We start from the raw sequence: 21,470 nt of genomic DNA on the forward strand, positions 1-21,470 counted from the left end.
GCCTCCGCTGTCAAATCGGGGGGTGTTGACGGCGGCGCTGATGGGAAAAGTTTCATATCGAGAAAGTTGTAAAATACCACCTTGGAGTTGCGATCAATGTGAGCTTAAAGTTCTTCCGGGGCATGGATTCGGGTGGGGTCTGGTGACAAAGCCAGGAAAGAAACGAGCGCGCGCCGCGTCTGGCGCGCGGGGAGGCTTGCGCAATGAGGAACCGGGGGAGGGCGGGGTCGATGAAGCCGTGGCCTTCATCGCCGAGCAGGTGACGGCGTTGCGCAAGCTCGCCGAGCGCCACAAGCTCGATGTGCTGCATTATCTGCTGGGCATGACCAAGCTCGAGGCTGACGAGCATCTGCGGCTGCGGAGCAAGCGTAAGCTGTCGTGAGGAGGTCGCGGCGGTTGGGCGCGGGGGGCGGCAGTCGCTGGGGCTCTCAGGCCGAGCGCCTTCGCGTCGCCGGCCGTAGCTTCAGCATCGTATCCGCCGGCGTGAGCAGCCGCCCGTCCTCCGCGCGCATCTCCAGCTTCTTCACCGGACGGCCTTTCTCGCGATCGACCAGGATGGTCGCGATCTCCTCAGGATGGTCGTCGAACGCCTCGCTCCATTGCCGCAGCGCCACCAGGATCGGGAAGGTGCCGCGGCCCTTCGGCGTCAGCACATATTCCTGATAGGCGCTGCCGTCGGAGGCAGGCGCCGTCGCCAGGATGCCGTGGTCGACCAGTGATCGCAGGCGCGCGGACAAGATGTTCTTGGCCATGCCGAGCTTGCTCTGAAACTCGCCGAAGCGGCGCAGGCCGAACAGCGCCTCGCGGATGATGAGGAGTGACCACCAGTCGCCGATCGCTTCCAGCGACCGCGCGATCGGGCAGGCATCACCCTCGAAGCTCGTTCGTTTCACCATCGTCCTCGTCCTATCGCATTCGCCCGATTCCAGGGCCGATCACGCGCTTGTGTGGTTGCATCATAAAACCATATGCCCTAGATCGCAACTTGGTTTTATGATGCAACCACTGGAGGCTAACGTGAGACTGAAGAACAAGACGGCCCTGATTACCGGCGGCAATAGCGGCATTGGCCTTGCGACGGCGAAACTGTTCGTGGCCGAAGGTGCCAAGGTGGTGATCACCGGGCGCAACAAGGAGACGCTGGACGCCGCGGCCAGGGAGCTCGGCCCGAACGCGCTCGCGGTCGCTGCCGACGCCACCGACATCGCTGAGACGGAAGCTGCGATCAAGAAGGGCGCCGAAACCTTCGGCAAGTTCGACATCGTGTTCGCCAATGCCGGCATCGCCGGCGGCACGCCGCTGGGCTCGACCACGCTGGAGGCGTTCGCGAAGGTCATCAGCACCAACCTCACCGGCGTGTTCTTCACCGTTCAATCCGCGCTGCCATATCTCAACGACAACGCCTCGATCATCCTCAACGGCTCGGTGATCTCGGTGCTGGGCATTCCCGGCTATTCGGCCTATGGCGCCGCCAAGGCAGGCGTGCGTTCGATGGCGCGGACGATGGCGTCGGAACTGTCGCCGCGCGGCATCCGCGTCAACGTCGTGGCGCCCGGCGCGATCCGCACGCCGATCTGGGGCGCGGCCGTCGCGACGCCCGAGGCCGAGAAGGCGTTCGAGAAGCGCATCGCGTTGTCGACGCCGCTCGGCCGCATTGGTGAAACAGATCACGTTTCGAAAACGGTGCTGTTCCTCGCCTCCGATGATTCAGCTCATGTGCAAGGCCAGGAGATTTTCGTCGACGGCGGCGCGGTGGCATCTCCGAGCGGCGCGCCGATCTATCGCGGCTGATCAAGTGAAGTGAAAATTGAATCGGCCGGTGCGACTGCTCCGGTTGCGCCGGCCGGTTCCTGCGTCTTGCGAGATGTAATTTCTCTGAACCTTGCGTGAGGTGTTGAACCTTCGCTGGCGCTGGCAAGACCCTCTTACGGGCAGGGGGTCTTACGACTCATTTCAGGGAGCCCGTGATGCCAAAGGCAGCTCGCATTTTTTCGTCGATTTCAGCACCGCGTATTTACACCGAGCGTTCCGCCATTCCCGCCGAGCGCTCCAACATTTCAGAGCTGATCGGAGTGGCGCTTTTCTCCGGCATCGGCCTGTTCATCTCGCTCGTCGCCGTCATCCTCGGCGTTCAGGGCGCCTGGTTTTAGATCGATCTGTCAGCCGCCGCCGGCGTCCGGCAGCGGCTGGTGTCGGTGCGAGTCTTACGCCGCCTGCAGGTTGGTGGCGGCTTGCAGCGCACCGGCCAGCGCCTTCTCGCGATGCTCAGGGCCAACCTGAATGCCGTCGGCGAAGATGAACTCGGGGTTGGTGACGCCGATGAAGCCGAACACCCAGCGCAGATAAGTCTCGAGATGCTCTCCGACCGCCGCAGGCGTGCCGGCGCCATAATAGCCGCCGCGCGAGATCGCCACGATCACGCGCTTGCCGCCGGCAAGGCCCTGCGGGCCATTCGCGTCGTATTTGAACGTCTTCCCCGCCACGAGGATTCGGTCGATCCAGGCCTTGAGCTGGCTGGGGATGGTGAAATTGTACATCGGCGCGCCGATCACGACGATGTCGGCATCGAGAAACTCGTTCAGCACCGCGGCGCTCGCCGCAAGGTCGGGTCCGAGTTCCGCCGGCGCAGGTGCGCCTTGCGCGGCCGCAAGGTGCGAGCCGGAGAGATGGGCGAGCGGGGTCTGGGTCAGGTCGCGATAGACGATTTCGAGGGACGGCGTTGCCTGCCTGAGGCGATCGACGATGGCGGCGGACACCTGACGGCTGACGGAGTGGGGGCCGAGTACGCTGGAATCGATGTGGAGGAGTTTCATTGGGGTCACCCATGGTATATGTTTGTAACTGGCACTACATGAGTGACTGTCAAATTCCCCGCAAGAACGCACATTTTTGAGCCATGGGCACATCACTGAAACCTGCGCACACCGGTTTGCCTGACCCTCCGACGCGGCCGGACCCCAACCACGCAGGGTGTCGCGGCGTCGCCTCGGTGCTCTCGCGCGTCGGGGACAAATGGAGCGTGTTCGTCATCATGACGCTCGGCGACGGGCCGAAGCGCTTCAACGAGCTCAAGCGCATTATCGACGGCATCTCGCAGCGGATGCTGACCCTGACCTTGCGCGGGCTTGAGCGCGACGGGCTGGTGACGCGGACGGTGTTTCCGACCATTCCGCCGCGGGTCGATTATGAATTGACCGAACTCGGTCGCGGCCTTGCCGACCCCGTGCAGGCGCTTGGCAAATGGGCGTTTGCGCATCTGCCGGAGATCGAGGGCGCGCGGACGCGCTTCGACAAGAGAAACGACACCTAAAGCAGCGAGACCAATCCGCCGCCGTGACGTTCGAGCCGGCCGGCAAGCTCCAGCTCCAGCAGGACTGTGCGCACGATCGCGGGCGAGGCGCCGGACATCCGCACGAGGTCGTCGATCGATATGGGGGTGGGGCCGAGCAGGCCGGTGATCTGGTCGCGGTCGTGCCCTTGCGGATCGCTCTCGAACGGGTCGCTGTCGGGCTCATCGGCGGAATGCATCAGCGGCCGCTCCATGATCGGTGCGACGGCGTTGATGATGTCGGACGCTTCAGTGACGAGGGTCGCGCCCTGCTTGATCAGATCGTTGGTGCCGGCGGCGCGTGGATCAAGCGGCGAGCCCGGCACCGCGAACACCTCGCGGCCCTGTTCGGCCGCCATGCGCGCGGTGATGAGCGAGCCCGAGCGGTGCGCGGCCTCGACCACGACCACGCCGAGCGAGGCGCCCGAGATCAGCCGGTTGCGGCGGGGAAAGTCGCGGGCGCGCGGCTCGTGGCCGAGCGGCATCTCGGAGATCGCCGCGCCCGTCTGATCGAGGATCGAGGCCAGCAGATCGCCGTGCTCGGGCGGATAGATGCAATCGTGGCCGCCGGCCAGCACTGCGATCGTGCCCCTCTCGACGCTGGCGCGGTGCGCGGCCTGGTCGACGCCGCGGGCGAGCCCCGAGATGACGATGAAGCCGGCTTCGCCAAGCTCGCGGGCAAGCTGGCCGGCGAATTTCAAGCCAGCGCCGGAGGCGTTGCGCGAGCCGACGATGGCGATCATCGGCCGCATCAAGGTCGCGTTGTCCCCGCGCACCGCGAGCAGCGGCGGCGCATCGTCGATCATTGCCAGCCGCGACGGGTAGCCATCCTCTCCGGGTGCGAGCCAGGCGATGCCGAACTTGCGGCTTGCGGCGAGCTCGGCCTTGGCCTCATCGGCGCTGCAGATACGCCCCGAGCGCTGCGCACCGCCGCGGCGCGCCAGATCAGGCAAGCGCTCCAGCGCGGCGCGCGCGGTGCCGAAATGATCGACCAGCGAACGGAAGGTGCGCGGGCCGACATTGTCGCTGCGGATCAGTCGCAGGCGGTCGATCCTGTCAGCCTCGGTCAGCTCCATGCTGGGATTGATGGCGTCCACGGCGTCTCCTTGCAGGGACAGAATGGAACAACCTGAGGGCGTGGGCAACGGCTTCGTGCGCTTGCGCGACCCCATCGCGATGCTAAAAGCGATCCCAATAAGAAGGGTTTTGTCATGATCTCACTCGCCGACCTCCAGCGCCGCATTGAAGCCGGCGAGCTTTCGCCCGATGACGCCATCGCCCAGTCGCATGCGGCGATCGAGGCCAGGGAGAAGGACGTTCGTGCCTTCGTCCGTCACGACAAGTCCGCGAAGGCGCAAGCCTCCGGGCCGCTGCGCGGCATCGCGGTCGGCATCAAGGACATCATCGATACCGCCAACATGCCGACCGAGATGGGGTCGCAGATCTACCGCGGCTGGCAGCCGCGCTCGGACGCGCCGGTCGTGATGATGCTGAAGCGGGCAGGCGCCACCATCATCGGCAAGACCACGACCACGGCGTTCGCCTCGCGCGATCCGACCCCGACGCTCAATCCTCACAATCCCGGCCATACCCCGGGCGGCTCGTCCTCGGGCTCGGCGGCAGCCGTCGGCGCCGGCATGATCCCGCTGGCGCTGGGCACCCAGACCGGCGGCTCGGTGATCCGCCCCGCCGCCTATTGCGGTGCTGCCGCGATCAAGCCGTCGTTCCGGATGCTGCCGACCATCGGCGTGAAGTGCTATTCGTGGGCGCTCGACACCGTCGGCCTGTTCGGCGCTCGCGCGGAAGATCTCGCGCGCGGATTGCTGGCGATGACCGGGCGCACCGAGTTCTCCGGCATCGTGCCGGCCAAGGCGCCGCGCATCGGCGTGGTCAAGCAGGAGTTCGCCGAAGCCGTCGAGCCGGCGGCGGAAGAGGGCTTGCAGGCGGCGATCAAGGCGGCCGAGAAGGCCGGCGCCAGTGTGAAGACCATCGACCTGCCTGAAGCGGTTCAGGAAGCCTGGCGCATCCATCCCATCATCCAGGATTTCGAAGCGCATCGCGCGCTCGCCTGGGAGTTTTCGGAGCATCACGACGAGATCGCGCCGATGCTGCGAGCCAGCCTCGATGAAACCGTTGGACTGACGCCGAAGGAATATGACGACGCGCGCCGGGTCGCGCGTCGTGGCCGCCGCGAGCTCGGCGAGCTGTTCGAAGGGTTCGACGTGCTGCTGACCTATTCGGCGCCGGGCACCGCGCCGGCCAAGGAACTCGCCTCGACCGGCTCGCCGCGTTACAACCGGCTTTGGACGTTGATGGGTAACCCTTGCGTCGCCGTGCCGGTGATGAAGGTCGGCGGACTGCCGATCGGCGTGCAGGTGATCGCGCGCTTCGGCAACGATCCCGCCGCATTGGCGGCGGCGTGGTTTTTGGAGGATGCGCTGGCGAAGTCAGGCTAGCGCCGGCTCGGCCGACGCAGCCGTGGCGCTTTGCGTCGCGGTCGCGCCTTGCCCGAGCCAGCGTTCGGCGGCCTCGCGGCCGCTCCGGTGCAGAAGGCGGATGAAGCCGCGGCCGAGATCGGTGGACGAGCGTTGCGCCAGCCCGTCGACGGAGTCTTCGGCCGCGATCCTGAACAGGCGCAGCGACGGGGCCGCGTGCGACTGCGCCCATTCGATCGCGGCGATCTCGGCCTTCAGGGCGGCATTGGCCGCAATCTGGTCGAGCCTGCGGTCGATCGCGGCGAGCGTGATCGGCACGAAGCTGTCGCGCGCCGGCGTGACCTGGACGAGCAGCAGGTCGGTCGCCGTGGTTTCCTGCGCCAGACGCAGCAGCGGCGGATTGCCGCCAAGGCCGCCATCCCAATAGGCCTCGCCCTCGATCTCGACGGCGCAGTGGACCAGCGGCGGACAGGTCGAGGCCAACGCGACGTCGGCGGTGACGTCGTCGTTGCCGAAGATCTGCTGCTGCCCGTCGCGGATTCGCGTCGCTGCGATCAGCACCTTTGGACAGGCCGCGTCGCGCAGCGCCGCAAAATTGATGTCCCGCGACAGCGCCTGCCGCAGCGGATCGAGGTCGAACGGATCGAACTGGCCGGAGCGCAGCGTCGGTCCGAATGCGACCGAGCTTCCCGCCGCCGAGAAGCCACCGACCAGCATCAGCGAGCGGAACGAGGCCTCGTGCATCAGGCGGACCCAGAACCGGTTTAGCCGGCTGCGCGCCGCTTCGCGGCCACCCTCGGCGAGGCCGCACGCGAGCAGAAGCGCGTTGATGGCGCCGGCGCTGGCGCCGCTGATCGTGTCGAATTCGATCGACGGCTCCTCCAGCAGCCGCTCCAGCACGCCCCAGGTGAAGGCCGCGAAGGTGCCGCCGCCCTGAAGCGCCAGCGACAGTTTTCGCGGTGGCCATTGGTCGGAACGGGTGCGCGCGGCGGCGACCGGCGCGGCCGTGATGGCGACCTCGACCGTGACAGGCACTTGCGCGACGGGATCAGGTGGCGACGCCGGTGGCACAACGGGGATTGGTTGTGATGCGGGAGGCGACAAGGGCGCATCGGACCAGATGTTGGTCGCTGAGAGCAGCTGGCTCGCCGCGGTGCGCGCGGCACCCTGCGAACCACCGTCGATATGCCCGCCGAAAATCTTCTCGCTCATTCTGAGCAACCGCGTGACGCCATTTCCGCCGTCAGGATGACAGGCATGGAACCTGTTCGCCACTCCCTGCCGCGATTGGCTTCCGAGTTGCGAACAGGATTTGGCTTATAATGCGGAGGTGGTGCGGCGGTATCCGTACTTTTTCCGGCTTACGCCTTCTCGCCGATCCGGCTTTCCTTGCCCGATTGCAGCCGCTTGATGTTCTCGCGATGCGCGTAGAACAGCAGCAGCGTCAGCACCGCGGCCAGCGCTGCAAGCGCGAGGTGGCCGAACCACCACAGGAACAGCGGCGTGATGAACGACGCCACCAGCGCCGACAGCGAGGAATAGCGGGTGGTGAAGGCGGTCGCCAGCCACAGCAGGCAGAACACCAGTGCGGCCGGCCAGAACAATCCGAGCAGGATGCCGATATAGACGGCGACGCCCTTGCCGCCCTTGAACTTGAGCCAGACCGGGAAGAGATGGCCGAGGAAGGCGCCGAGCCCGGCCACCATCGCGGCATTGGGGCCGGCGATGTAGCCGGCGATCACCACGGCCACGGTGCCCTTGAGTGCGTCGAGCAGCAGGGTGCCCGCGGCCAGGCTCTTGCGTCCCGTGCGCAGCACATTGGTGGCGCCGATGCTGCCGGAGCCGATCGAGCGAATATCCTCCGTGCCGGCGAGCCTGGTGAGGACCAGCCCGAACGGAATCGAGCCGAGCAGGTAGCCGATGACGAAGGCCACCGGCAGAAACAATTCAAGCGCCATGTCTGCAAATTCCCTGGCTGCAGCTCCGCACGTCAGACATGCTCGTACACCGTCCGTCCGCCGACAATGGTGCGCACGACGCGGCCTGTAAAGCGCGCTTCGTCGAACGGGGTGTTCTTGCAGGGCGATTTGAGATCGGCGGGATCGACCACCCAGGGCACGTCGGGATCGATCACGATGACGTCTGCCGGGCTGCCTGCGCGGAGAGTTCCGCCCGGCAGACCCAGGATCTCGGCCGGCCGCGTCGACATCGCCCGGATCAGCGTCTTCAGGTCGAGCTCGTCATTGTGGACCAGCCGCAAGCCTGCCGGCAGCATGGTCTCGAGCCCGATGGCGCCGGATGCCGCTTCCGCGAACGGCAGGCGCTTGACCTCGACGTCCTGCGGATTGTGGTCGGACATGATGACGTCGATGAGGCCGGAGGCCACGGCCGCTACCAGCGCGCGGCGGTCGTCCTCGGTGCGGAGCGGCGGCGACAGCTTCAGGAACGAGCGGTAGGGGCCGATGTCGTTCTCGTTCAGCGCAAGATGGTTGATCGAGGCCGAGGCGGTGACGGCGAGGCCGGCATCGCGGGCGCGCTTCAGCACGTCGAGCGAGTCGATGCAGGTCAGCGAGGCCGCGTGATAGCGCCCGCCGGTGAGCGCGACGAGGCGCATGTCGCGCTCGAGCATCACGGCCTCGGCGGCATTGGGGATGCCCATCAGGCCGAGCCGCGAGGCAAACTCGCCCTCGTTCATCACGCCTTCGCCGACGAGATCGGGATCCTCGGTGTAATGCACGATCAGCGCGTCGAAATCGCGCGCGTAGGTGAGGGCGCGGCGCATCACCTGCGCATTGGTCACGCTCTTGTCGCTGTCGCTGAAGGCGATCGCGCCGGCGGCCTTGAGCAGGCCGAACTCGGTCATCTCCTCGCCGTGCATGCCCTTCGTCAGCGCCGCCATCGGCTGGATGTTGACGATCGCGGTGTCGCGGGCGCGGCGCATCACGAAGTCGACGGTCGCCGAATTGTCGATCACCGGAGACGTATCGGGCTGGCAGATGATGGTGGTGATGCCGCCGGTCGCGGCCGCCTGGCTCGCGGACGCAAATGTCTCGCGATGGCTGAAGCCGGGCTCGCCGACGAAGGCGCGCATGTCGATCAGGCCGGGGGCCACGATCATGCCGGCGCAGTTGACGACGTCGGTGCCCTCGGGGACGCCGGCAGCTCCAATGCCGCGGCGGGTCTCGCGGATGATGCCGTCGGCGATCAGGACGTCGCCGGGTCCGTCGAAATCCCTGGAGGGGTCGACGACGCGGGCATTGGCTAGCAGGATGGGGCGGCGGTCAGTCAGCATGAGCATCACGCGTTCGGCAAATTGCGGGCGAGCGCTTCGAGCACGGCCATGCGCACGGCCACGCCCATCTCGACCTGTTCGCGGATCAGCGATTGCGCGCCGTCGGCGACCGCGGTGTCGATCTCGACGCCCCGGTTCATGGGGCCGGGATGCATCACGAGCGCGTCCGGCTTGGCGTAGGCGAGCTTCTTCTGGTCGAGCCCGAAATAGTGGAAATATTCCGAGGTCGACGGCACGAAGGAGCCGTTCATGCGCTCGCGCTGGAGCCGCAGCATCATGACGATGTCGGCGCCGTTGAGGCCCTCGCGCATGTCGCGCGCCACCTCGACGCCCATCCGCTCGATGCCGGGCGGCAGCAGGGTGGAGGGGCCGACGACGCGGACGCGGGCGCCCATCGTGTTGAGCAGGATGATGTTGGAGCGGGCGACGCGCGAATGCAGCACGTCGCCGCAGATCGCGACCACGAGGCCCTCGAGCCGGCCCTTGTTGCGGCGGATGGTGAGCGCATCGAGCAGCGCCTGGGTCGGATGCTCGTGCGCGCCGTCGCCGGCATTGATCACGGAACCGTCGACCTTGCGGGCCAGCAGTTCCACCGCGCCCGAGGCGTGATGCCGGACTACCAGGATATCCGGGTGCATGGCGTTCAGCGTCATCGCGGTGTCGACCAGCGTCTCGCCCTTCTTGATGGACGAGGAGGACACCGACATGTTCATGACGTCGGCGCCGAGCCGCTTGCCGGCGAGTTCGAACGAGGACTGAGTCCGGGTCGAGGCCTCGAAGAAGAGGTTCACTTGCGTCCGTCCACGCAGGACGGTGCGCTTCTTGTCAACCTGGCGGTTGAGCTCGACATATTCTTCGGACAGGTCGAGCAGGCCGGTGATGTCGGCCGCGGAAAGGCCCTCGATGCCCAGCAAATGCCGGTGGCCGAGGACGAAGGTCGATTTCGATGTCATTAAAACGAGAGCTATAGGCGGGGATGGCTGGGGGGGCAAGCGCCAATGCCGGGGCGGGGAGTTATCCCCTGATCTGTCGGTGTGGGCTCATCCTCTCCGTCATGCCCGGGCTTGTCCCGGGCATCCACGATCTTCTATCGCATTTGATGCAAAAAAGGACGTGGATGGCCGGGACAAGCCCGGCCATGACGTAGCGGAGATACGTCATGAGACCATTTCTGACTGCGATTGTTGCGATAGCGATTGCCACATCCGCCCACGCCCAATCACTCCCCGGCGGCTTCGTCTATCTGCGCGACGTTGATCCCACCATCGTCCAGGACATCCGCTATGCCACGTCGAACAATTTCGTCGGCCGTCCGCTCGCGGGCTACGGCGCCGGCGAATGCGTGGTGAAGCGCGAGGTCGGGCTGCGGCTGAAGGCGGTTCAGCAGGAACTGGCCGTGCAAAACCTGTCGCTGAAAATGTTCGACTGCTACCGGCCGGCGCGGGCCTCGATCGACATGGTGAAGTGGTCGCAGAACGGCCGCGAGACCGCCGCCGAGCGGCGCTACAATCCCAAAATTCCCAAGACCGAGCTGTTCCGGCTTGGCTACATCGCGAGCCGGTCGCAGCATTCCACGGGCGCGGCGCTGGACCTTACGCTGGTCGATCTCAGGGCCGACAATTCCGGCAAATACGACCCGTCGAAAACCTATGCCGACTGCACGGCGCCGGTTGAGGCGCGGCTGCCTGAGGGCAGCGTCGATATGGGCACCGGCTACGACTGCACCGACCCGAAAGGCCATACTGCGGCACCGTCGATCACGCCGGATCAGCGCGCCTGGCGCAGGCGGCTGGTGGCTGCAATGGCGAAGCAAGGCTTTGTGAACTATTCGAAGGAGTGGTGGCATTTTTCCCTGCCGGGGACGGGCGGGGCGGCCTATGATTTTCCGATTCCGCCGCGGCGGAACTGAGTCCGCGCCGAGGAAGCAGATGACCCAGCCAAGCTTTGCGACCCATGAGGTCTTCAACCAGTCGCCGCCGTTCGAGGACGTCGATCTGTTCGCCGTGGACCGTCCGCTGGTGGACGCGGTGAAGGCCAATGGCGGCGCGGCGGCGGAACGCGAGCTGTCGCAGTTCGGCAAGAACTGGGGCTCGGCCGCGATGGCCGATCGCGGGCGTTTGGCGAACGAGAATACACCGAAGCTGCGGACCTTCGACGCCAAGGGCAATCGCCGCGACCAGGTCGAGTTTCATCCTGCCTATCACGAGCTGATGGCGCACAGCGCGCAGGGCGGCGTGCACAATTCGACCTGGACCATGGATGGCAAGCCGGCCGGCGATGCCGCCGAGGTCATTCGCGCGGCAAAATTCTACATCGCTTCGCAGGTCGAGACCGGCCATCTCTGTCCGATTACGATGACGCGCGCCTCTGTCGGCGCGCTGGCGATGCAGCCGGATCTGCTCGCGCGCGTGATGCCCGTGCTGTCGACCAAGAGCTACGATTCCACTTTCGCGCCGTGGTGGGAGAAGCGCGGCGTGACGCTCGGCATGGGCATGACCGAGAAGCAGGGCGGCACCGACGTGCGCGCCAACATGACGCGCGCGGTGCGGGACGGGAACGCCTACCGTATCACTGGCCACAAATGGTTCATGTCGGCGCCGATGTGCGACGCATTCCTGGTGCTGGCGCAGGTTGAAGAGGGACTGACCTGCTTCTTCATGCCGCGCTTTGCGCCGGATGGATCGGTCAACGCGATCCAGTTCCAGCGGCTGAAGGACAAGCTCGGCAATCGTTCGAACGCCTCCTCGGAGGTCGAGTTCACAGGTGCGTATGCCGAACGTGTCGGCGAGGAGGGCAAGGGCATTCGCACCATCATCCAGATGGTGCAACTGACGCGGCAGGATTGCGCGATTGCCTCCACCGGCCTGATGCGCTCGGGGCTCGCGCATGCGCTGCATCACGCCCGTCACCGCAGCGTGTTCCAGAAGCATCTTGCCGATCAGCCCTTGATGCAGGCCGTGCTGTCGGACATGGCGCTGCATGTGGAGGCGAGCACTGCGCTGGTGATGCGGCTCTGCCGTGCCTTCGACCGCACGCCGCACGATCCGGCCGAGGCCGCCTATATGCGTCTGCTGACGCCCGCGATCAAATACTGGACCTGCAAGAGCGCGCCGGCGTTTCTCTATGAGGCGATGGAGTGCCTCGGCGGCAATGGCTATGTCGAGGACGGCATTCTGGCGCGCCACTACCGGGAATCGCCGGTCAACGCGATCTGGGAAGGCTCCGGCAACGTGATGTGCCTCGACGTGCAGCGCGCGCTCGCGCGCGAGCCGGAGGCAGCGATGGCTGTGCTGCAATCGCTGGCGACAGAAACCAAAGGGCTGCCCGGGGCAGGCGAGGCCGCCGCGTTTATCGGCAAGACGTTCCGCCGCGCCGACGGCGAGCGCGTCGCGCGCCTCGCGGTCGAGAAGCTGGCGCTGCTTGCGGCCGCCGCCGCGCTCAACGGCGTAACACCACGTCATGCCGAGCTGTTCGCCGCCACGCGGCTCGCCGCCAACCATGCCAGCATGTATGGCGCGGTCGAGCTGGACGGCGGCGACGGGCGTGCGCTGCTGGAGCGGGCGCTGCCGTGAGCGTCCCCAACGAAAGCCTTTCGATGGACTCCCTCAATCCCGATCTGCCGCCGCTGACCGTGACGCCGGCGCCACCGCGCGTCTGGAAATTCTGGGGCACGGCGCTTTGGGGCCTCTTCATTTTTGCCGCGATGTTCGTCGGGCAGATCGGCGGCGTCGCCCTGCTGGTCGCGCTGCGCGGCCTGCCGATGGACCTTGCCTCGATCCAGCTCGTCGGCCGCGAGCCCCAGGCGCTCGCGCTGTCGGTGACCATGGGCCTGCCGGCGACGCTTGTCGCGGTGTGGCTCGCCATCCGCATCAAGAAGGCGTCCTTCGTCGACTACCTCGCGCTGCATTGGCCGTCCTGGAAGCAGCTGCTGCTCGGGGCCGTCGGGCTCATCCTGATCGTGGTGGCGTGGGAGACAATATCGCGAAGCCTCGGACGCGAGGCGACACCCGGATTCATGACCGAACTGTTGAAAACCGGGCGGGACAAAGGTGCCGCCGCGCTGCTGCTGTTCGCCTTCAGCGTGGCGGCGCCGATGTCGGAAGAAGTTCTGGCGCGCGGCTTCCTCTATCGCGGCTGGTCGGCGAGCTTCCTGCGCGTGCCCGGCGCGATCATCCTGTCGTCGCTGCTGTGGACGGTCGTGCATCTGCAATACGACATGTACTTCCTCGCCGAAGTCTTCTCCATCGGCCTGTGGTTCGGCTACATGCGCTATCGCTCTGGTTCGCTCTGGCTTACCATCGTGCTGCACGCGCTGAATAATTTGACCGCGGTGGTTCTGACGATGGGGCTGGGGAGTTGAGGCGGCTGCCTCACGCCACCAGCGCGATCGCGATCGCGATCGGCATCGTGATCGCCGCCAGAATCGTCTGCAGCGTGATGATCCGTGCCAGCAGCGGGGCGTCGCCGCCCATCTGGCGGGCCAGCACATAGGCGCTGGGCGAGGTCGGCACCGCCGCGCAGATCGCGACGATGGCGAGGCTGTTGCCGGACAGACCAAACCACACGGCGAGCGCCAGCGCGAGCACGGGCATCAGCACGAGCTTGAACGTCACGCCGAGCGTCGCGCTGACGCTGGGATGGAACAGGCCCTTGAGCTGCAGGCCCGCGCCGGTGACGAGCAGGCCTATCGCGAGCGAGGAACGGCCGAGCGCATCGGCGACCTCATGCCAGATCTTCGGTAACGGCAGATGGACGACATTGATGACGAGGCCGATGACGCAGGCCCAGATCAGGGGATTGCGGATCACCGTCATGACGATGGCGCGCGCGGATTGCTTCTCGGGCGAGGCATAATGCGCGAGCACGGCGACGCTGAACACGTTGACCAGCGGAATGATTGCGACCATCGCCACTGACGCCAGCGCCAGCCCGACGTCGCCGAACATGTTGGCGGACACCGACAGCGCCACGTAGGTCTGCCAGCGCGTCGCTCCCTGGAAGATCGAGGTGAAGGCGGGACCGTCGATGTCGAGCCGGGCGAGAGCCGGGCGGAGCGCGAGGCAGAGCAGGGACATCACCAGCACCGACAGCAGCAGCGCGCCGCCGACGCCGGCGACCGGCACTTTCGTGAGGTCGGCCTTCACCAGCGTCTGCACCAGAAGCATCGGAAACAGCACGTAATAGGTCAGCCGTTCCAGCCCGTGCCATTGCGTGTCCAGCCGCATCAGGCTGTGCCTCAGCACCACGCCGAGCACGATGAGGATGAAGACCGGGAGCAGCGCCGCGATCACGACGGCCATGGATCAGACGGCCCCCGGGCTGGCGCGAAGATTGGCGAGGCGGTCGAGCGCGCCTTGCAGGATGAAGATCGCGGCGTGCTCGTCGATCACCTCGGCGCGCTTGGCGCGGCTGACATCCATCCCGATCAGCTCGCGCTCGACCGCCGCGGTCGAAAGACGCTCGTCCCACAGGCCGATCGGGAGTGCGGTCAGCCCGGCGAGATTGCGGGCAAACGCGCGGGTGGACTGCGCACGCGGGCCTTCGCTGCCGTCCATGTTGATGGGCAGGCCGAGCACGAAGCCGACCGCCTTGCGCTCGGCCGCGATCGCGATCAGCCGGGCGGCATCCTGCTTGAACGCCTTGCGCTGGATCGTCTCGACGCCGGTCGCTAACCGCCGGTCGGGGTTGGATACGGCGACGCCAATGGTTTTTGTGCCGAGATCAAGGCCGACCAACCCGCCGCGCTCGGGCCAGTGGGTTGCAGCATCGACCAGGGGCAGGATAAGAGCCGGCATGGGACTAGCGCTTATCACGCGTCGCGCCGCGGAGTGAACCCGGAATGATGGATGCGCTGACTTTATTCGGCCTGTTTGCCGTGACCGCGATGCTGGTCACCTACGCCCTGGAGGATCGCAGCCACTGGTTCGTGCTGGTGTTCGCGGTGTCCTGTGCGCTCGGCTCAGCCTACGGCTTCCTGCAGGGAGCCTGGCCGTTCGGCGTGGTCGAGGCGATCTGGGCCGTCGTCGCACTGCGGCGATGGCATCTCAGGCCGCGATGACCTGATCGTCCCTCTTCAGGCAGGAGATGAAGCCATTCAGCGCGCTGTATTGATGTCCGGCACTGCGCTGAATGAAGAGCGTCTCGACGCGCGCGTGCGGGGGGCTCAACGCGTGGATCGACACGCTGCCGTTCATCGCGCTGCGCTCAACGACAGCGCGCGTCAACAGCGTGACGCCCATGTCGGCGGCCACGCAGCCGATCATGCCGTCGAGCGTGCCGAACTCGAAGCGCGCCGCCGAGGGCCAGCCGAACTCGACGAAGATCTGTTCGAGACGCTGGCGGTAGGTGCAGCCGGTGCGGAACACCAGGGCGGTCGGACCGGACTCCGGCGTTCCGGCGCGCAGCTCGGCGAGCGAGCTCCAGCGCCGCGCGCTGACCAGCACCAGCTCTTCGCGGAAGGCGCTGGTCGCGGTCAGGTCGGCATGCGCGATGGGACCTGCGACGAAGGCACCGTCGAATGTACCTTCAAGCACGCCGGCGACGAGATCCGCGGTGGTTGCCGTGCGCAGGCTCAGCCGCACGGCCGGGAAGCGGCGGTGGAAATCGGCCAGCAGGGGCGGCAGCCGCACCGCTGCGGTCGTCTCCATCGAACCGATCGCCAGCGGCCCCTTCGGCTCGCCATCGTCGCGCGCGGCGAGCACGGCCTCGCGTGACAGCGCCGCCATCCGCTGCGCGTAAGGCAAAAGCCGCTTGCCGGCGCCGGTCAGCGTCATGCCGCGGCTGTGGCGTTCGAACAGCGGCGTGCCGATCTCGGCCTCCAGCGCCTTCACGCGCTGGGTGACGTTGGATTGCACCGTGTTGAGCTCTTCGGCGGCGCGCGTGATGCCGCCGGTGCGAGCGACCGCGGCGAAGGTCTGGATATCGCTGAGTTCCATGGTGTCGTTTCGTTTTCGTGATGGCAGCGTTCGCAACAATTCATTTTTCGTGAATGCTAGTCTCGCGTAGTCTCGCTGTCCAGACGGGGAGGAGCCATGCCGATCGCAACGCCGCTGACCGCGCTGCTGGAGATCACGCATCCGATCCTGCTAGCGCCGATGGACACGATCGCGGGCAGCCGGCTGACCCGTGCTGTGAGCGAGGCGGGCGGATTCGGTATCCTGGGCGGCGGCTATGGCGACCGCGCCCGACTTCAGGCTGAAGCCGCGGAGCTGAAAGGCTTTGCGCCGTTCGGGATCGGCTTCATCACCTGGAGCCTGGCGAAACAACCCGAGCTTCTCGACATCGCGCTCGACGCTCGTCCGCAAGCCATCATGCTGTCGTTCGGCGATCCCGCGCCGTTCGCGCCGCGCATCAAGGCGAGCGGGGCGCGATTGATCTGCCAGGTCCAGAGCGAGGACATGGCGAAGCAGGCGCTCGATGCCGGCGCGGAGATTCTGATCGCCCAGGGGACGGAGGCAGGCGGCCACGGCGCATCGCGCACCACGGTCGATATCGTGCCTGCGATCGTCGATCTCGCGGCCGGGCGTGTGCCCGTGGTTGCGGCCGGCGGGATCGCAGATGGCCGGGGCCTCGCCGCCATGATGATGCTCGGCGCATCCGGCGTCCTGGTCGGCACGCGCTTTTACGCAAGCGTCGAGGCCAATGGCGCGGAGGGAGCGAAGCTGCGGATTCGCGCGGCCGATGCAAATGACACGGTGCGCGGCGTTGTTCCCGATTGGTCGCGACAATTATTCTGGCCGGCGCCTTTCACGGCACGCACGCTGGTCAATAACCACATCAAGAGCTGGACTGGCCGCGAGGTCGAACTGATGCAGCGCGCGGGCGAGATTGCCAGGGACTATGCCGCGGCGAGATCGGCGGGCGACTTCGAAATCGCAGCCGTCTTCGCGGGAGAAGCGGTCGGCTTGATCCATGATATTCCACCGGCGGCCGAGATCGTCGAACGGATTGCATCCGAGGCCGAGCAGCTTCTGGCTGGTCGGCGCAACTCCACTGCTTCGCTCGCCTGAACCAAGAGAGACATACCATGTGGCCTGACAGAAGACTGATCGATCTCTTCAAGACCGAATTCCCGATCGTGCTGGCGCCGATGGCCGGCGTGATGGATGCGGAACTGGTCATCGCCGCCGCCCAAGGCGGGGCGCTCGGTTCGCTGCCCTGTGCCATGCTGTCGGGGGAGAAGATCCGCGAGCAGGTCAAGATCATCCGCCAGCGCGTGACGGCGCCGGTGAACTTGAATTTCTTCTGCCACACGCCGGTCGAACTCACCGCCGCGGCGGAAGGACGCTGGAAGCAGCGTCTCGCGGGCTACTATAAGGAGCATGGTCTGGATCCGGCGGCGCCGGTCAACGCCGCCAACCGGGCGCCGTTCGATGCCGCGACCTGCGCGGTGGTGGAGGAGGTAAAGCCTGAGGTCGTGAGCTTCCATTTCGGCCTGCCGGAACAGGTCCTGCTCGACCGCATCAGGGCGGCGGGCTGTCTTGTGATCGCCTCGGCGACCACGGTGAAGGAAGCGGTCTGGCTCGAGCAGCACGGCGTCGATGCCATCATTGCGCAAGGCGCCGAGGCGGGTGGTCACCGCGGCATGTTCCTGACCGACAAGATCGCCGAGCAGCCCGGCACGTTTGCGCTGGTGCCGCAGGTCGCCGATGCCGTGAAGGTGCCGGTGATCGCAGCCGGCGGCATCGCGGACGGGCGCGGCATCGCAGCCGCCTTCGCACTCGGTGCCTCCGGTGTGCAGATCGGCAGCGCCTATCTGCGCTGTCCGGAATCAAAAGTCAGCGCGGGCGGCCGCAAGGCGCTGGCCGAGGCGCGGGACGATTCCACCGTCATCACCAATGTCATGACCGGCCGCCCGGCGCGCGGGGTGCAGAACCGGTTGATGCGCGAGGCCGGTCCGATCTCGCCGGACGCGCCGCCGTTTCCCCATGCGGCGACCGCGTTGGCGCCGCTGAAGGCGGCTGCCGAAAAGCAGGGCAGGGTGGATTTCACCAATCTCTGGGCCGGTCAGGCCGTGGCCTTGGGCCGCGAGGTCCCGGCGGCCGAATTAACCCGGGATCTGGCCAAATCGGCGCTGGCCCGCATGAAGGGACTGGCGAGCTAGTCTCCGGCGCCGGTTGCGGCGCAAAACCGGCCTCTGCTATACGGCACATGGGTTTTGCCGTGAGAGGCCTTATATAATGTCCGTCGACGCCGCTACCGTCCGCCGCATCGCGCATCTGGCGCGCATTGCGGTTTCCGAGGGTGAGGTTCCGCATCTGCAGGCCGAGCTGAATGCCATGCTCGCCTTTGTCGAGCAGCTCTCGGAGGTCAATGTCGAGGGCGTGGAGCCGATGACCTCGGTCACCCCGATGCAGATGAAGAAGCGGCAGGACGTGGTCAATGACGGCGAGATCGCCGACGATATCGTTGCCAACGCGCCCGCCACCGAAGGTCACTTCTTCCTGGTGCCGAAGGTCGTTGAGTAACTTGCATAGCGTTTTCGAGCGAAGTGGAAGCCGGTTCGCGTGAAGAAAACGCGTCAAACTTAAGAGTCTCAGGACGCCGTCGATGTGCATGCTATGCGACGATGAGAAGGCCTATCAGGCCTACATGAACTATCTCGACAAGATGGAGCGGCAGGGCAAGGCTGCCGACCCCAATGTCGCCGTCAATGCCGTGCTCGACGAGATCGAGGCTGCCGCGAACGCCGCCGCCAGGAAAAAAGACGGCCCGGCCAACGACAAGACCCTGTCCCCATTCTTCTGCAGCCCGATCAATAAATGACCGATTTGACATCGCTGACGCTCGCCGAGGCCCGCAAGGGTCTCGCGGCCAAGACTTTCACGTCACTCGAGCTGACCGACGCGCATCTGAGCGCGATCGAGAAAGCGCGCGTGCTCAATGCCTTCGTGATGGAGACGCCGGACCGGGCGCGCGACATGGCGAAGGCCGTCGACGAGAAGATCGCCAGGGGCGAGGGCGGCCCGCTCGCCGGTATCCCGCTCGGCATCAAGGATTTGTTCGCGACCAAGGGCGTGCGCACCACGGCGTGCTCGAAGATCCTCGGCAATTTCGTGCCGACTTATGAGTCGACGGTCACTTCGCAGCTTTGGCGCGACGGTGCGGTGATGCTCGGCAAGCTCAACAATGACGAGTTCGCGATGGGCTCGGCGAACGAGACCTCGTGCTTCGGCCCTGTGGGCAATCCCTGGCGGCGCGATGGCTCCAACACGACGCTGGTGCCGGGCGGCTCGTCCGGCGGCTCGGCCTCGGCCGTCGCCGCTCTGCTGTGCATGGGTGCGACCGCGACCGACACCGGCGGCTCGATCCGCCAGCCGGCGGCGTTCACCGCGACGGTCGGCATCAAGCCGACTTACGGCCGCTGCTCGCGCTGGGGCATCGTCGCCTTTGCCTCCTCGCTCGACCAGGCCGGCCCTATCGCGCGCAGCGTGCGCGATAGCGCGATGCTGCTGCGCTCGATGGCCGGGCACGACCCGAAGGACACGACTTCGGTCGATATCCCCGTGCCGGATTACGAGGCGGCAATCGGCAAGTCCGTGAAGGGTATGAAGATCGGCATCCCCAAGGAATATCGTCTCGAGGGCATGCCGGCTGAGATCGAGAAGCTCTGGAGCGAGGGTGCGGCATGGCTGAAGGCCGCCGGCGCCGAGCTCGTCGAGGTTTCGCTGCCGCACACGAAGTACGCGCTGCCGGCCTATTACATCGTGGCGCCGGCAGAAGCCTCGTCCAACCTCGCGCGCTATGATGGCGTCCGCTACGGCCTGCGCGAGCAGGGCAGGAACATCAATGAGCTCTACGAGAACACCCGCGCCGAAGGTTTTGGCGCGGAGGTGCGCCGCCGCATCATGATCGGCACCTATGTGCTCTCGGCCGGCTATTATGACGCTTACTATTTGCGCGCCCAAAAGGTGCGCACGCTGATCAAGAAAGACTTTGAGGATTGCTTCGCCAAGGGCGTCAACGCGATCCTGACGCCGGCGACGCCTTCGGCGGCCTTTGGCATTGGCGAGAAGGGGGGCGCTGACCCCGTCGAGATGTATCTCAACGACATTTTCACGGTGACCGTGAACATGGCGGGATTGCCAGGCATCGCGGTGCCCGCCGGCAAGGACGCGCAGGGCCTGCCGCTCGGCCTGCAACTCATCGGCCGCCCGTTCGAAGAGGAGGCGTTGTTCTCGCTCGGTGACGTGATCGAGCAGGCCGCCGGCCGCTTCACGCCCGCGAGGTGGTGGTGAATGTCGCAGCATTCATCGCGAGTCTCGACGGCGCGGCGCCGGCGCCGGACCTGAACGCGCCGCTCGCGGGTCTCTGGTGGGCCGGCAAGGGCGACTGGGATCAGGCGCACAGGATTGTTCAGGACGACAACGGCCGCGACGCGGCCTGGGTGCACGCCTATCTGCACCGCGTCGAAGGCGATCTCGGCAATGCAGGCTATTGGTACCGCCAGGCCGGCCAGCCGGTGGCAAAGGATTCATTGGAGGCGGAGTGGGGGCGGATTGCCGCCGCGCTGCTAGCGAGCTGAGGGCGGAGCGCCACGCAATCCCTGTTGCGGCTTCAACATGTCCTTCGGCAGCAGATAATCGTGCACGTGCGGACAGACATTGCCGACACCGCACTTCTCGGCCTTGATGATTGGCTCGAGCTGCGCGAGCAGGGTCCTGGCGTTGAAGATCCTGGGCGGCGCCGCGTCGATAGGGGCAGACAGAAAGTGGACGTCGGCTTCGATCCCGGGCTTCGGCCCTGCAGCGACGGGGCTGGTGTAGACGAAAAGCGTGCCACCGCGAGCCAATCTGACCGGTGCGAGCGGCTGGCTCGCAAGATCTGCGTTGTCTGGCCGTAGCGAGAATGCAGCTGCTTCGTCCCACGACACAGGAATGCGCGTCTTGAGCGATGGGATCGTGCTTGCGAGCCGCGGACCCATGTGATCCTCCGGTGGCTGGCGCCGCACGAAACGCACGTCCGATAGGATTTCAAATCCGGCAAAGCCCTTTTCGACGGCGAGTTCGGCGCAGCGGTTGAGCCAATAAACCTGGACCGTTTCGCGCGTCGTGTACCCGTTGCCCTGGAACGTGACCCGATAGACGTCAGGCCGCAGCTCCGTGACGTCCGCGCCGCCGGTCAAACCTGATTGCTGATATGGTGTCGCACAGGAGGCGAGAATGATGGCCAAAGCCAACGTCATCAAAACACGAAAAAACATCCATGCCCCCTCCATGCAACTTCTACGGTACATGCGGCGCCGACGTCAATGCCGGGGAGGACGGTGCCGAATTGCGCGGCGAGCGCCGAGGGCGGGCCGCTCGTGACTTGGGGCGGGCGTTGCAATCCGATCGCGCCAGTGTCGCGTTCTCCGGCTTGACTGGCGCGGTCCATTGCGCGAAGCCCAAACCATCCCAGATATCAATTCGTCCGG

26 protein-coding genes are annotated in these 21,470 nt (G+C 66.1%); 15 read left to right on the forward strand and 11 right to left on the reverse strand.

The window, feature by feature from the left end:
• The first annotated feature begins 238 nt into the window (after nucleotides 1–238).
• Nucleotides 239–382: a hypothetical protein gene (locus tag WHZ77_RS14485; protein WP_240536176.1), complete on the forward strand. Its 144-nt coding sequence runs from the start codon at nucleotides 239–241 to the stop codon at nucleotides 380–382.
• Between the two features lie 46 nt (nucleotides 383–428).
• On the opposite strand, the gene WHZ77_RS14490 is transcribed toward WHZ77_RS14485, so the two are convergent.
• Nucleotides 429–896: a winged helix-turn-helix transcriptional regulator gene (locus WHZ77_RS14490; protein ID WP_375314242.1), complete on the reverse strand. Its 468-nt coding sequence runs from the start codon at nucleotides 894–896 to the stop codon at nucleotides 429–431.
• A 121-nt stretch (nucleotides 897–1,017) separates the two neighbouring features.
• Between WHZ77_RS14490 and WHZ77_RS14495 the strand changes: the two genes are divergently transcribed.
• The gene (locus WHZ77_RS14495) at nucleotides 1,018–1,791 is read left to right on the forward strand and encodes an SDR family oxidoreductase (RefSeq protein ID WP_375314243.1); all 774 of its coding nucleotides are present in this window, start codon (nucleotides 1,018–1,020) and stop codon (nucleotides 1,789–1,791) included.
• Nucleotides 1,792–1,967: 176 nt separating this feature from the next.
• Nucleotides 1,968–2,150, forward strand: a complete 183-nt coding sequence (locus tag WHZ77_RS14500) for a hypothetical protein (protein WP_375314244.1) — start codon at nucleotides 1,968–1,970, stop codon at nucleotides 2,148–2,150.
• A 54-nt stretch (nucleotides 2,151–2,204) separates the two neighbouring features.
• On the opposite strand, the gene WHZ77_RS14505 is transcribed toward WHZ77_RS14500, so the two are convergent.
• Nucleotides 2,205–2,813, reverse strand: a complete 609-nt coding sequence (locus WHZ77_RS14505) for an FMN-dependent NADH-azoreductase (protein ID WP_375314245.1) — start codon at nucleotides 2,811–2,813, stop codon at nucleotides 2,205–2,207.
• Nucleotides 2,814–2,896: 83 nt separating this feature from the next.
• On the opposite strand from WHZ77_RS14505, the gene WHZ77_RS14510 reads away from it, so the two are divergent.
• Entirely contained in the window at nucleotides 2,897–3,310 is a 414-nt protein-coding gene (locus tag WHZ77_RS14510) for a winged helix-turn-helix transcriptional regulator (protein ID WP_375314246.1), read from the forward strand.
• Here WHZ77_RS14510 and dprA read toward each other — a convergent pair.
• The gene (gene dprA / locus WHZ77_RS14515; RefSeq protein WP_375314723.1) at nucleotides 3,307–4,449 is read right to left on the reverse strand and encodes a DNA-processing protein DprA; all 1,143 of its coding nucleotides are present in this window, start codon (nucleotides 4,447–4,449) and stop codon (nucleotides 3,307–3,309) included. The two genes, WHZ77_RS14510 and dprA, sit on opposite strands and share 4 nt — an antisense overlap.
• 90 nt (nucleotides 4,450–4,539) lie before the next feature.
• On the opposite strand from dprA, the gene WHZ77_RS14520 reads away from it, so the two are divergent.
• Nucleotides 4,540–5,784, forward strand: a complete 1,245-nt coding sequence (locus WHZ77_RS14520) for an amidase (protein ID WP_375314247.1) — start codon at nucleotides 4,540–4,542, stop codon at nucleotides 5,782–5,784.
• On the opposite strand, the gene WHZ77_RS14525 is transcribed toward WHZ77_RS14520, so the two are convergent.
• The 4 genes from WHZ77_RS14525 to WHZ77_RS14540 form a co-directional block, all read right to left on the reverse strand.
• Entirely contained in the window at nucleotides 5,776–6,975 is a 1,200-nt protein-coding gene (locus tag WHZ77_RS14525; protein WP_375314248.1) for a patatin-like phospholipase family protein, read from the reverse strand. The genes WHZ77_RS14520 and WHZ77_RS14525 overlap by 9 nt on opposite strands.
• 149 nt (nucleotides 6,976–7,124) lie before the next feature.
• The gene (gene plsY / locus WHZ77_RS14530; RefSeq protein ID WP_375314249.1) at nucleotides 7,125–7,721 is read right to left on the reverse strand and encodes a glycerol-3-phosphate 1-O-acyltransferase PlsY; all 597 of its coding nucleotides are present in this window, start codon (nucleotides 7,719–7,721) and stop codon (nucleotides 7,125–7,127) included.
• Nucleotides 7,722–7,753: 32 nt separating this feature from the next.
• Entirely contained in the window at nucleotides 7,754–9,061 is a 1,308-nt protein-coding gene (locus WHZ77_RS14535; RefSeq protein ID WP_375314250.1) for a dihydroorotase, read from the reverse strand.
• Nucleotides 9,061–10,008: an aspartate carbamoyltransferase catalytic subunit gene (locus tag WHZ77_RS14540; protein WP_015685626.1), complete on the reverse strand. Its 948-nt coding sequence runs from the start codon at nucleotides 10,006–10,008 to the stop codon at nucleotides 9,061–9,063. The genes WHZ77_RS14535 and WHZ77_RS14540 overlap by 1 nt, the downstream gene beginning before the upstream one ends.
• A 206-nt stretch (nucleotides 10,009–10,214) precedes the next feature.
• On the opposite strand from WHZ77_RS14540, the gene WHZ77_RS14545 reads away from it, so the two are divergent.
• Genes WHZ77_RS14545 through WHZ77_RS14555 form a run of 3 tightly spaced genes read left to right on the forward strand, consistent with a single transcriptional unit; the run spans nucleotide 10,215 to nucleotide 13,415 of the window.
• On the forward strand, nucleotides 10,215–10,964 hold the full coding sequence (locus tag WHZ77_RS14545; protein ID WP_375314251.1) for a M15 family metallopeptidase: 750 nt from the start codon (nucleotides 10,215–10,217) through the stop codon (nucleotides 10,962–10,964).
• Nucleotides 10,965–10,983: 19 nt separating this feature from the next.
• Nucleotides 10,984–12,627 carry an acyl-CoA dehydrogenase family protein gene (locus WHZ77_RS14550; protein WP_375314252.1) on the forward strand — a complete coding sequence of 548 codons (1,644 nt, stop codon included), beginning with the start codon at nucleotides 10,984–10,986 and terminating at the stop codon, nucleotides 12,625–12,627.
• A 23-nt stretch (nucleotides 12,628–12,650) separates the two neighbouring features.
• A complete protein-coding gene (locus tag WHZ77_RS14555) occupies nucleotides 12,651–13,415 on the forward strand; it encodes a lysostaphin resistance A-like protein (RefSeq protein ID WP_375314724.1) in 765 nt (254 codons plus the stop codon).
• Between the two features lie 10 nt (nucleotides 13,416–13,425).
• Here the strand turns inward: WHZ77_RS14555 and WHZ77_RS14560 are convergent, their stop codons facing one another.
• Nucleotides 13,426–14,355, reverse strand: coding sequence for an AEC family transporter (locus WHZ77_RS14560; protein ID WP_375314253.1), 930 nt, complete (start codon nucleotides 14,353–14,355; stop codon nucleotides 13,426–13,428).
• 3 nt (nucleotides 14,356–14,358) lie between these two features.
• The gene (gene ruvX / locus WHZ77_RS14565; RefSeq protein WP_375314254.1) at nucleotides 14,359–14,850 is read right to left on the reverse strand and encodes a Holliday junction resolvase RuvX; all 492 of its coding nucleotides are present in this window, start codon (nucleotides 14,848–14,850) and stop codon (nucleotides 14,359–14,361) included.
• A gap of 47 nt (nucleotides 14,851–14,897) precedes the next feature.
• Here ruvX and WHZ77_RS14570 point away from each other — a divergent pair, with 47 nt between their 5' ends.
• A complete protein-coding gene (locus WHZ77_RS14570) occupies nucleotides 14,898–15,113 on the forward strand; it encodes a hypothetical protein (protein WP_143846306.1) in 216 nt (71 codons plus the stop codon).
• On the opposite strand, the gene WHZ77_RS14575 is transcribed toward WHZ77_RS14570, so the two are convergent.
• Nucleotides 15,100–15,990: a LysR substrate-binding domain-containing protein gene (locus WHZ77_RS14575; protein ID WP_375314255.1), complete on the reverse strand. Its 891-nt coding sequence runs from the start codon at nucleotides 15,988–15,990 to the stop codon at nucleotides 15,100–15,102. The genes WHZ77_RS14570 and WHZ77_RS14575 overlap by 14 nt on opposite strands.
• A gap of 96 nt (nucleotides 15,991–16,086) precedes the next feature.
• Here WHZ77_RS14575 and WHZ77_RS14580 point away from each other — a divergent pair, with 96 nt between their 5' ends.
• The 6 genes from WHZ77_RS14580 to WHZ77_RS14605 all read left to right on the forward strand — a co-directional run bounded on the left by WHZ77_RS14580 (nucleotide 16,087) and on the right by WHZ77_RS14605 (nucleotide 20,579).
• Complete coding sequence (locus WHZ77_RS14580; RefSeq protein ID WP_375314256.1) at nucleotides 16,087–17,064, forward strand: NAD(P)H-dependent flavin oxidoreductase; 978 nt, start codon at nucleotides 16,087–16,089, stop codon at nucleotides 17,062–17,064.
• A 17-nt stretch (nucleotides 17,065–17,081) separates the two neighbouring features.
• Entirely contained in the window at nucleotides 17,082–18,158 is a 1,077-nt protein-coding gene (locus WHZ77_RS14585) for an NAD(P)H-dependent flavin oxidoreductase (protein ID WP_375314257.1), read from the forward strand.
• 76 nt (nucleotides 18,159–18,234) lie between these two features.
• The gene (gene gatC, locus WHZ77_RS14590; protein WP_375314258.1) at nucleotides 18,235–18,522 is read left to right on the forward strand and encodes an Asp-tRNA(Asn)/Glu-tRNA(Gln) amidotransferase subunit GatC; all 288 of its coding nucleotides are present in this window, start codon (nucleotides 18,235–18,237) and stop codon (nucleotides 18,520–18,522) included.
• A gap of 82 nt (nucleotides 18,523–18,604) precedes the next feature.
• On the forward strand, nucleotides 18,605–18,820 hold the full coding sequence (locus WHZ77_RS14595) for a hypothetical protein (protein ID WP_375314259.1): 216 nt from the start codon (nucleotides 18,605–18,607) through the stop codon (nucleotides 18,818–18,820).
• Complete coding sequence (gene gatA / locus WHZ77_RS14600) at nucleotides 18,817–20,292, forward strand: Asp-tRNA(Asn)/Glu-tRNA(Gln) amidotransferase subunit GatA (protein WP_375314260.1); 1,476 nt, start codon at nucleotides 18,817–18,819, stop codon at nucleotides 20,290–20,292. Before WHZ77_RS14595 ends, gatA begins: the two co-directional genes overlap by 4 nt.
• Nucleotides 20,283–20,579: a hypothetical protein gene (locus WHZ77_RS14605; protein ID WP_375314261.1), complete on the forward strand. Its 297-nt coding sequence runs from the start codon at nucleotides 20,283–20,285 to the stop codon at nucleotides 20,577–20,579. Before gatA ends, WHZ77_RS14605 begins: the two co-directional genes overlap by 10 nt.
• On the opposite strand, the gene WHZ77_RS14610 is transcribed toward WHZ77_RS14605, so the two are convergent.
• Nucleotides 20,568–21,272: a hypothetical protein gene (locus tag WHZ77_RS14610; protein WP_375314262.1), complete on the reverse strand. Its 705-nt coding sequence runs from the start codon at nucleotides 21,270–21,272 to the stop codon at nucleotides 20,568–20,570. The genes WHZ77_RS14605 and WHZ77_RS14610 overlap by 12 nt on opposite strands.
• Between the last annotated feature and the right edge of the window lie 198 nt (nucleotides 21,273–21,470).

The sequence above is a fragment of the Bradyrhizobium sp. A5 genome (genome assembly GCF_042076515.1).
In the GTDB taxonomy this organism is placed as follows: domain Bacteria; phylum Pseudomonadota; class Alphaproteobacteria; order Rhizobiales; family Xanthobacteraceae; genus Bradyrhizobium; species Bradyrhizobium cosmicum.

Bases quoted from the DNA above. Each gene is read 5' to 3' on its own strand.
- ruvX (WP_375314254.1), bottom strand. From the start codon at position 14,850: ATGCCGGCTCTTATCCTGCCCCTGGTCGATGCTGCAACCCACTGGCCC.
- WHZ77_RS14585 (WP_375314257.1), top strand. From the start codon at position 17,082: ATGTGGCCTGACAGAAGACTGATCGATCTCTTCAAGACCGAATTCCCG.
- WHZ77_RS14535 (WP_375314250.1), bottom strand. From the start codon at position 9,061: ATGCTCATGCTGACTGACCGCCGCCCCATCCTGCTAGCCAATGCCCGC.
- WHZ77_RS14570 (WP_143846306.1), top strand. From the start codon at position 14,898: ATGGATGCGCTGACTTTATTCGGCCTGTTTGCCGTGACCGCGATGCTG.
- WHZ77_RS14580 (WP_375314256.1), top strand. From the start codon at position 16,087: ATGCCGATCGCAACGCCGCTGACCGCGCTGCTGGAGATCACGCATCCG.
- WHZ77_RS14540 (WP_015685626.1), bottom strand. From the start codon at position 10,008: ATGACATCGAAATCGACCTTCGTCCTCGGCCACCGGCATTTGCTGGGC.
- WHZ77_RS14550 (WP_375314252.1), top strand. From the start codon at position 10,984: ATGACCCAGCCAAGCTTTGCGACCCATGAGGTCTTCAACCAGTCGCCG.
- plsY (WP_375314249.1), bottom strand. From the start codon at position 7,721: ATGGCGCTTGAATTGTTTCTGCCGGTGGCCTTCGTCATCGGCTACCTG.
- WHZ77_RS14500 (WP_375314244.1), top strand. From the start codon at position 1,968: ATGCCAAAGGCAGCTCGCATTTTTTCGTCGATTTCAGCACCGCGTATT.
- WHZ77_RS14525 (WP_375314248.1), bottom strand. From the start codon at position 6,975: ATGAGCGAGAAGATTTTCGGCGGGCATATCGACGGTGGTTCGCAGGGT.
- WHZ77_RS14545 (WP_375314251.1), top strand. From the start codon at position 10,215: ATGAGACCATTTCTGACTGCGATTGTTGCGATAGCGATTGCCACATCC.
- WHZ77_RS14520 (WP_375314247.1), top strand. From the start codon at position 4,540: ATGATCTCACTCGCCGACCTCCAGCGCCGCATTGAAGCCGGCGAGCTT.
- gatC (WP_375314258.1), top strand. From the start codon at position 18,235: ATGTCCGTCGACGCCGCTACCGTCCGCCGCATCGCGCATCTGGCGCGC.
- WHZ77_RS14560 (WP_375314253.1), bottom strand. From the start codon at position 14,355: ATGGCCGTCGTGATCGCGGCGCTGCTCCCGGTCTTCATCCTCATCGTG.
- gatA (WP_375314260.1), top strand. From the start codon at position 18,817: ATGACCGATTTGACATCGCTGACGCTCGCCGAGGCCCGCAAGGGTCTC.
- WHZ77_RS14505 (WP_375314245.1), bottom strand. From the start codon at position 2,813: ATGAAACTCCTCCACATCGATTCCAGCGTACTCGGCCCCCACTCCGTC.
- WHZ77_RS14595 (WP_375314259.1), top strand. From the start codon at position 18,605: ATGTGCATGCTATGCGACGATGAGAAGGCCTATCAGGCCTACATGAAC.
- WHZ77_RS14555 (WP_375314724.1), top strand. From the start codon at position 12,651: ATGGACTCCCTCAATCCCGATCTGCCGCCGCTGACCGTGACGCCGGCG.
- WHZ77_RS14490 (WP_375314242.1), bottom strand. From the start codon at position 896: ATGGTGAAACGAACGAGCTTCGAGGGTGATGCCTGCCCGATCGCGCGG.
- WHZ77_RS14610 (WP_375314262.1), bottom strand. From the start codon at position 21,272: ATGGAGGGGGCATGGATGTTTTTTCGTGTTTTGATGACGTTGGCTTTG.
- WHZ77_RS14510 (WP_375314246.1), top strand. From the start codon at position 2,897: ATGGGCACATCACTGAAACCTGCGCACACCGGTTTGCCTGACCCTCCG.
- WHZ77_RS14575 (WP_375314255.1), bottom strand. From the start codon at position 15,990: ATGGAACTCAGCGATATCCAGACCTTCGCCGCGGTCGCTCGCACCGGC.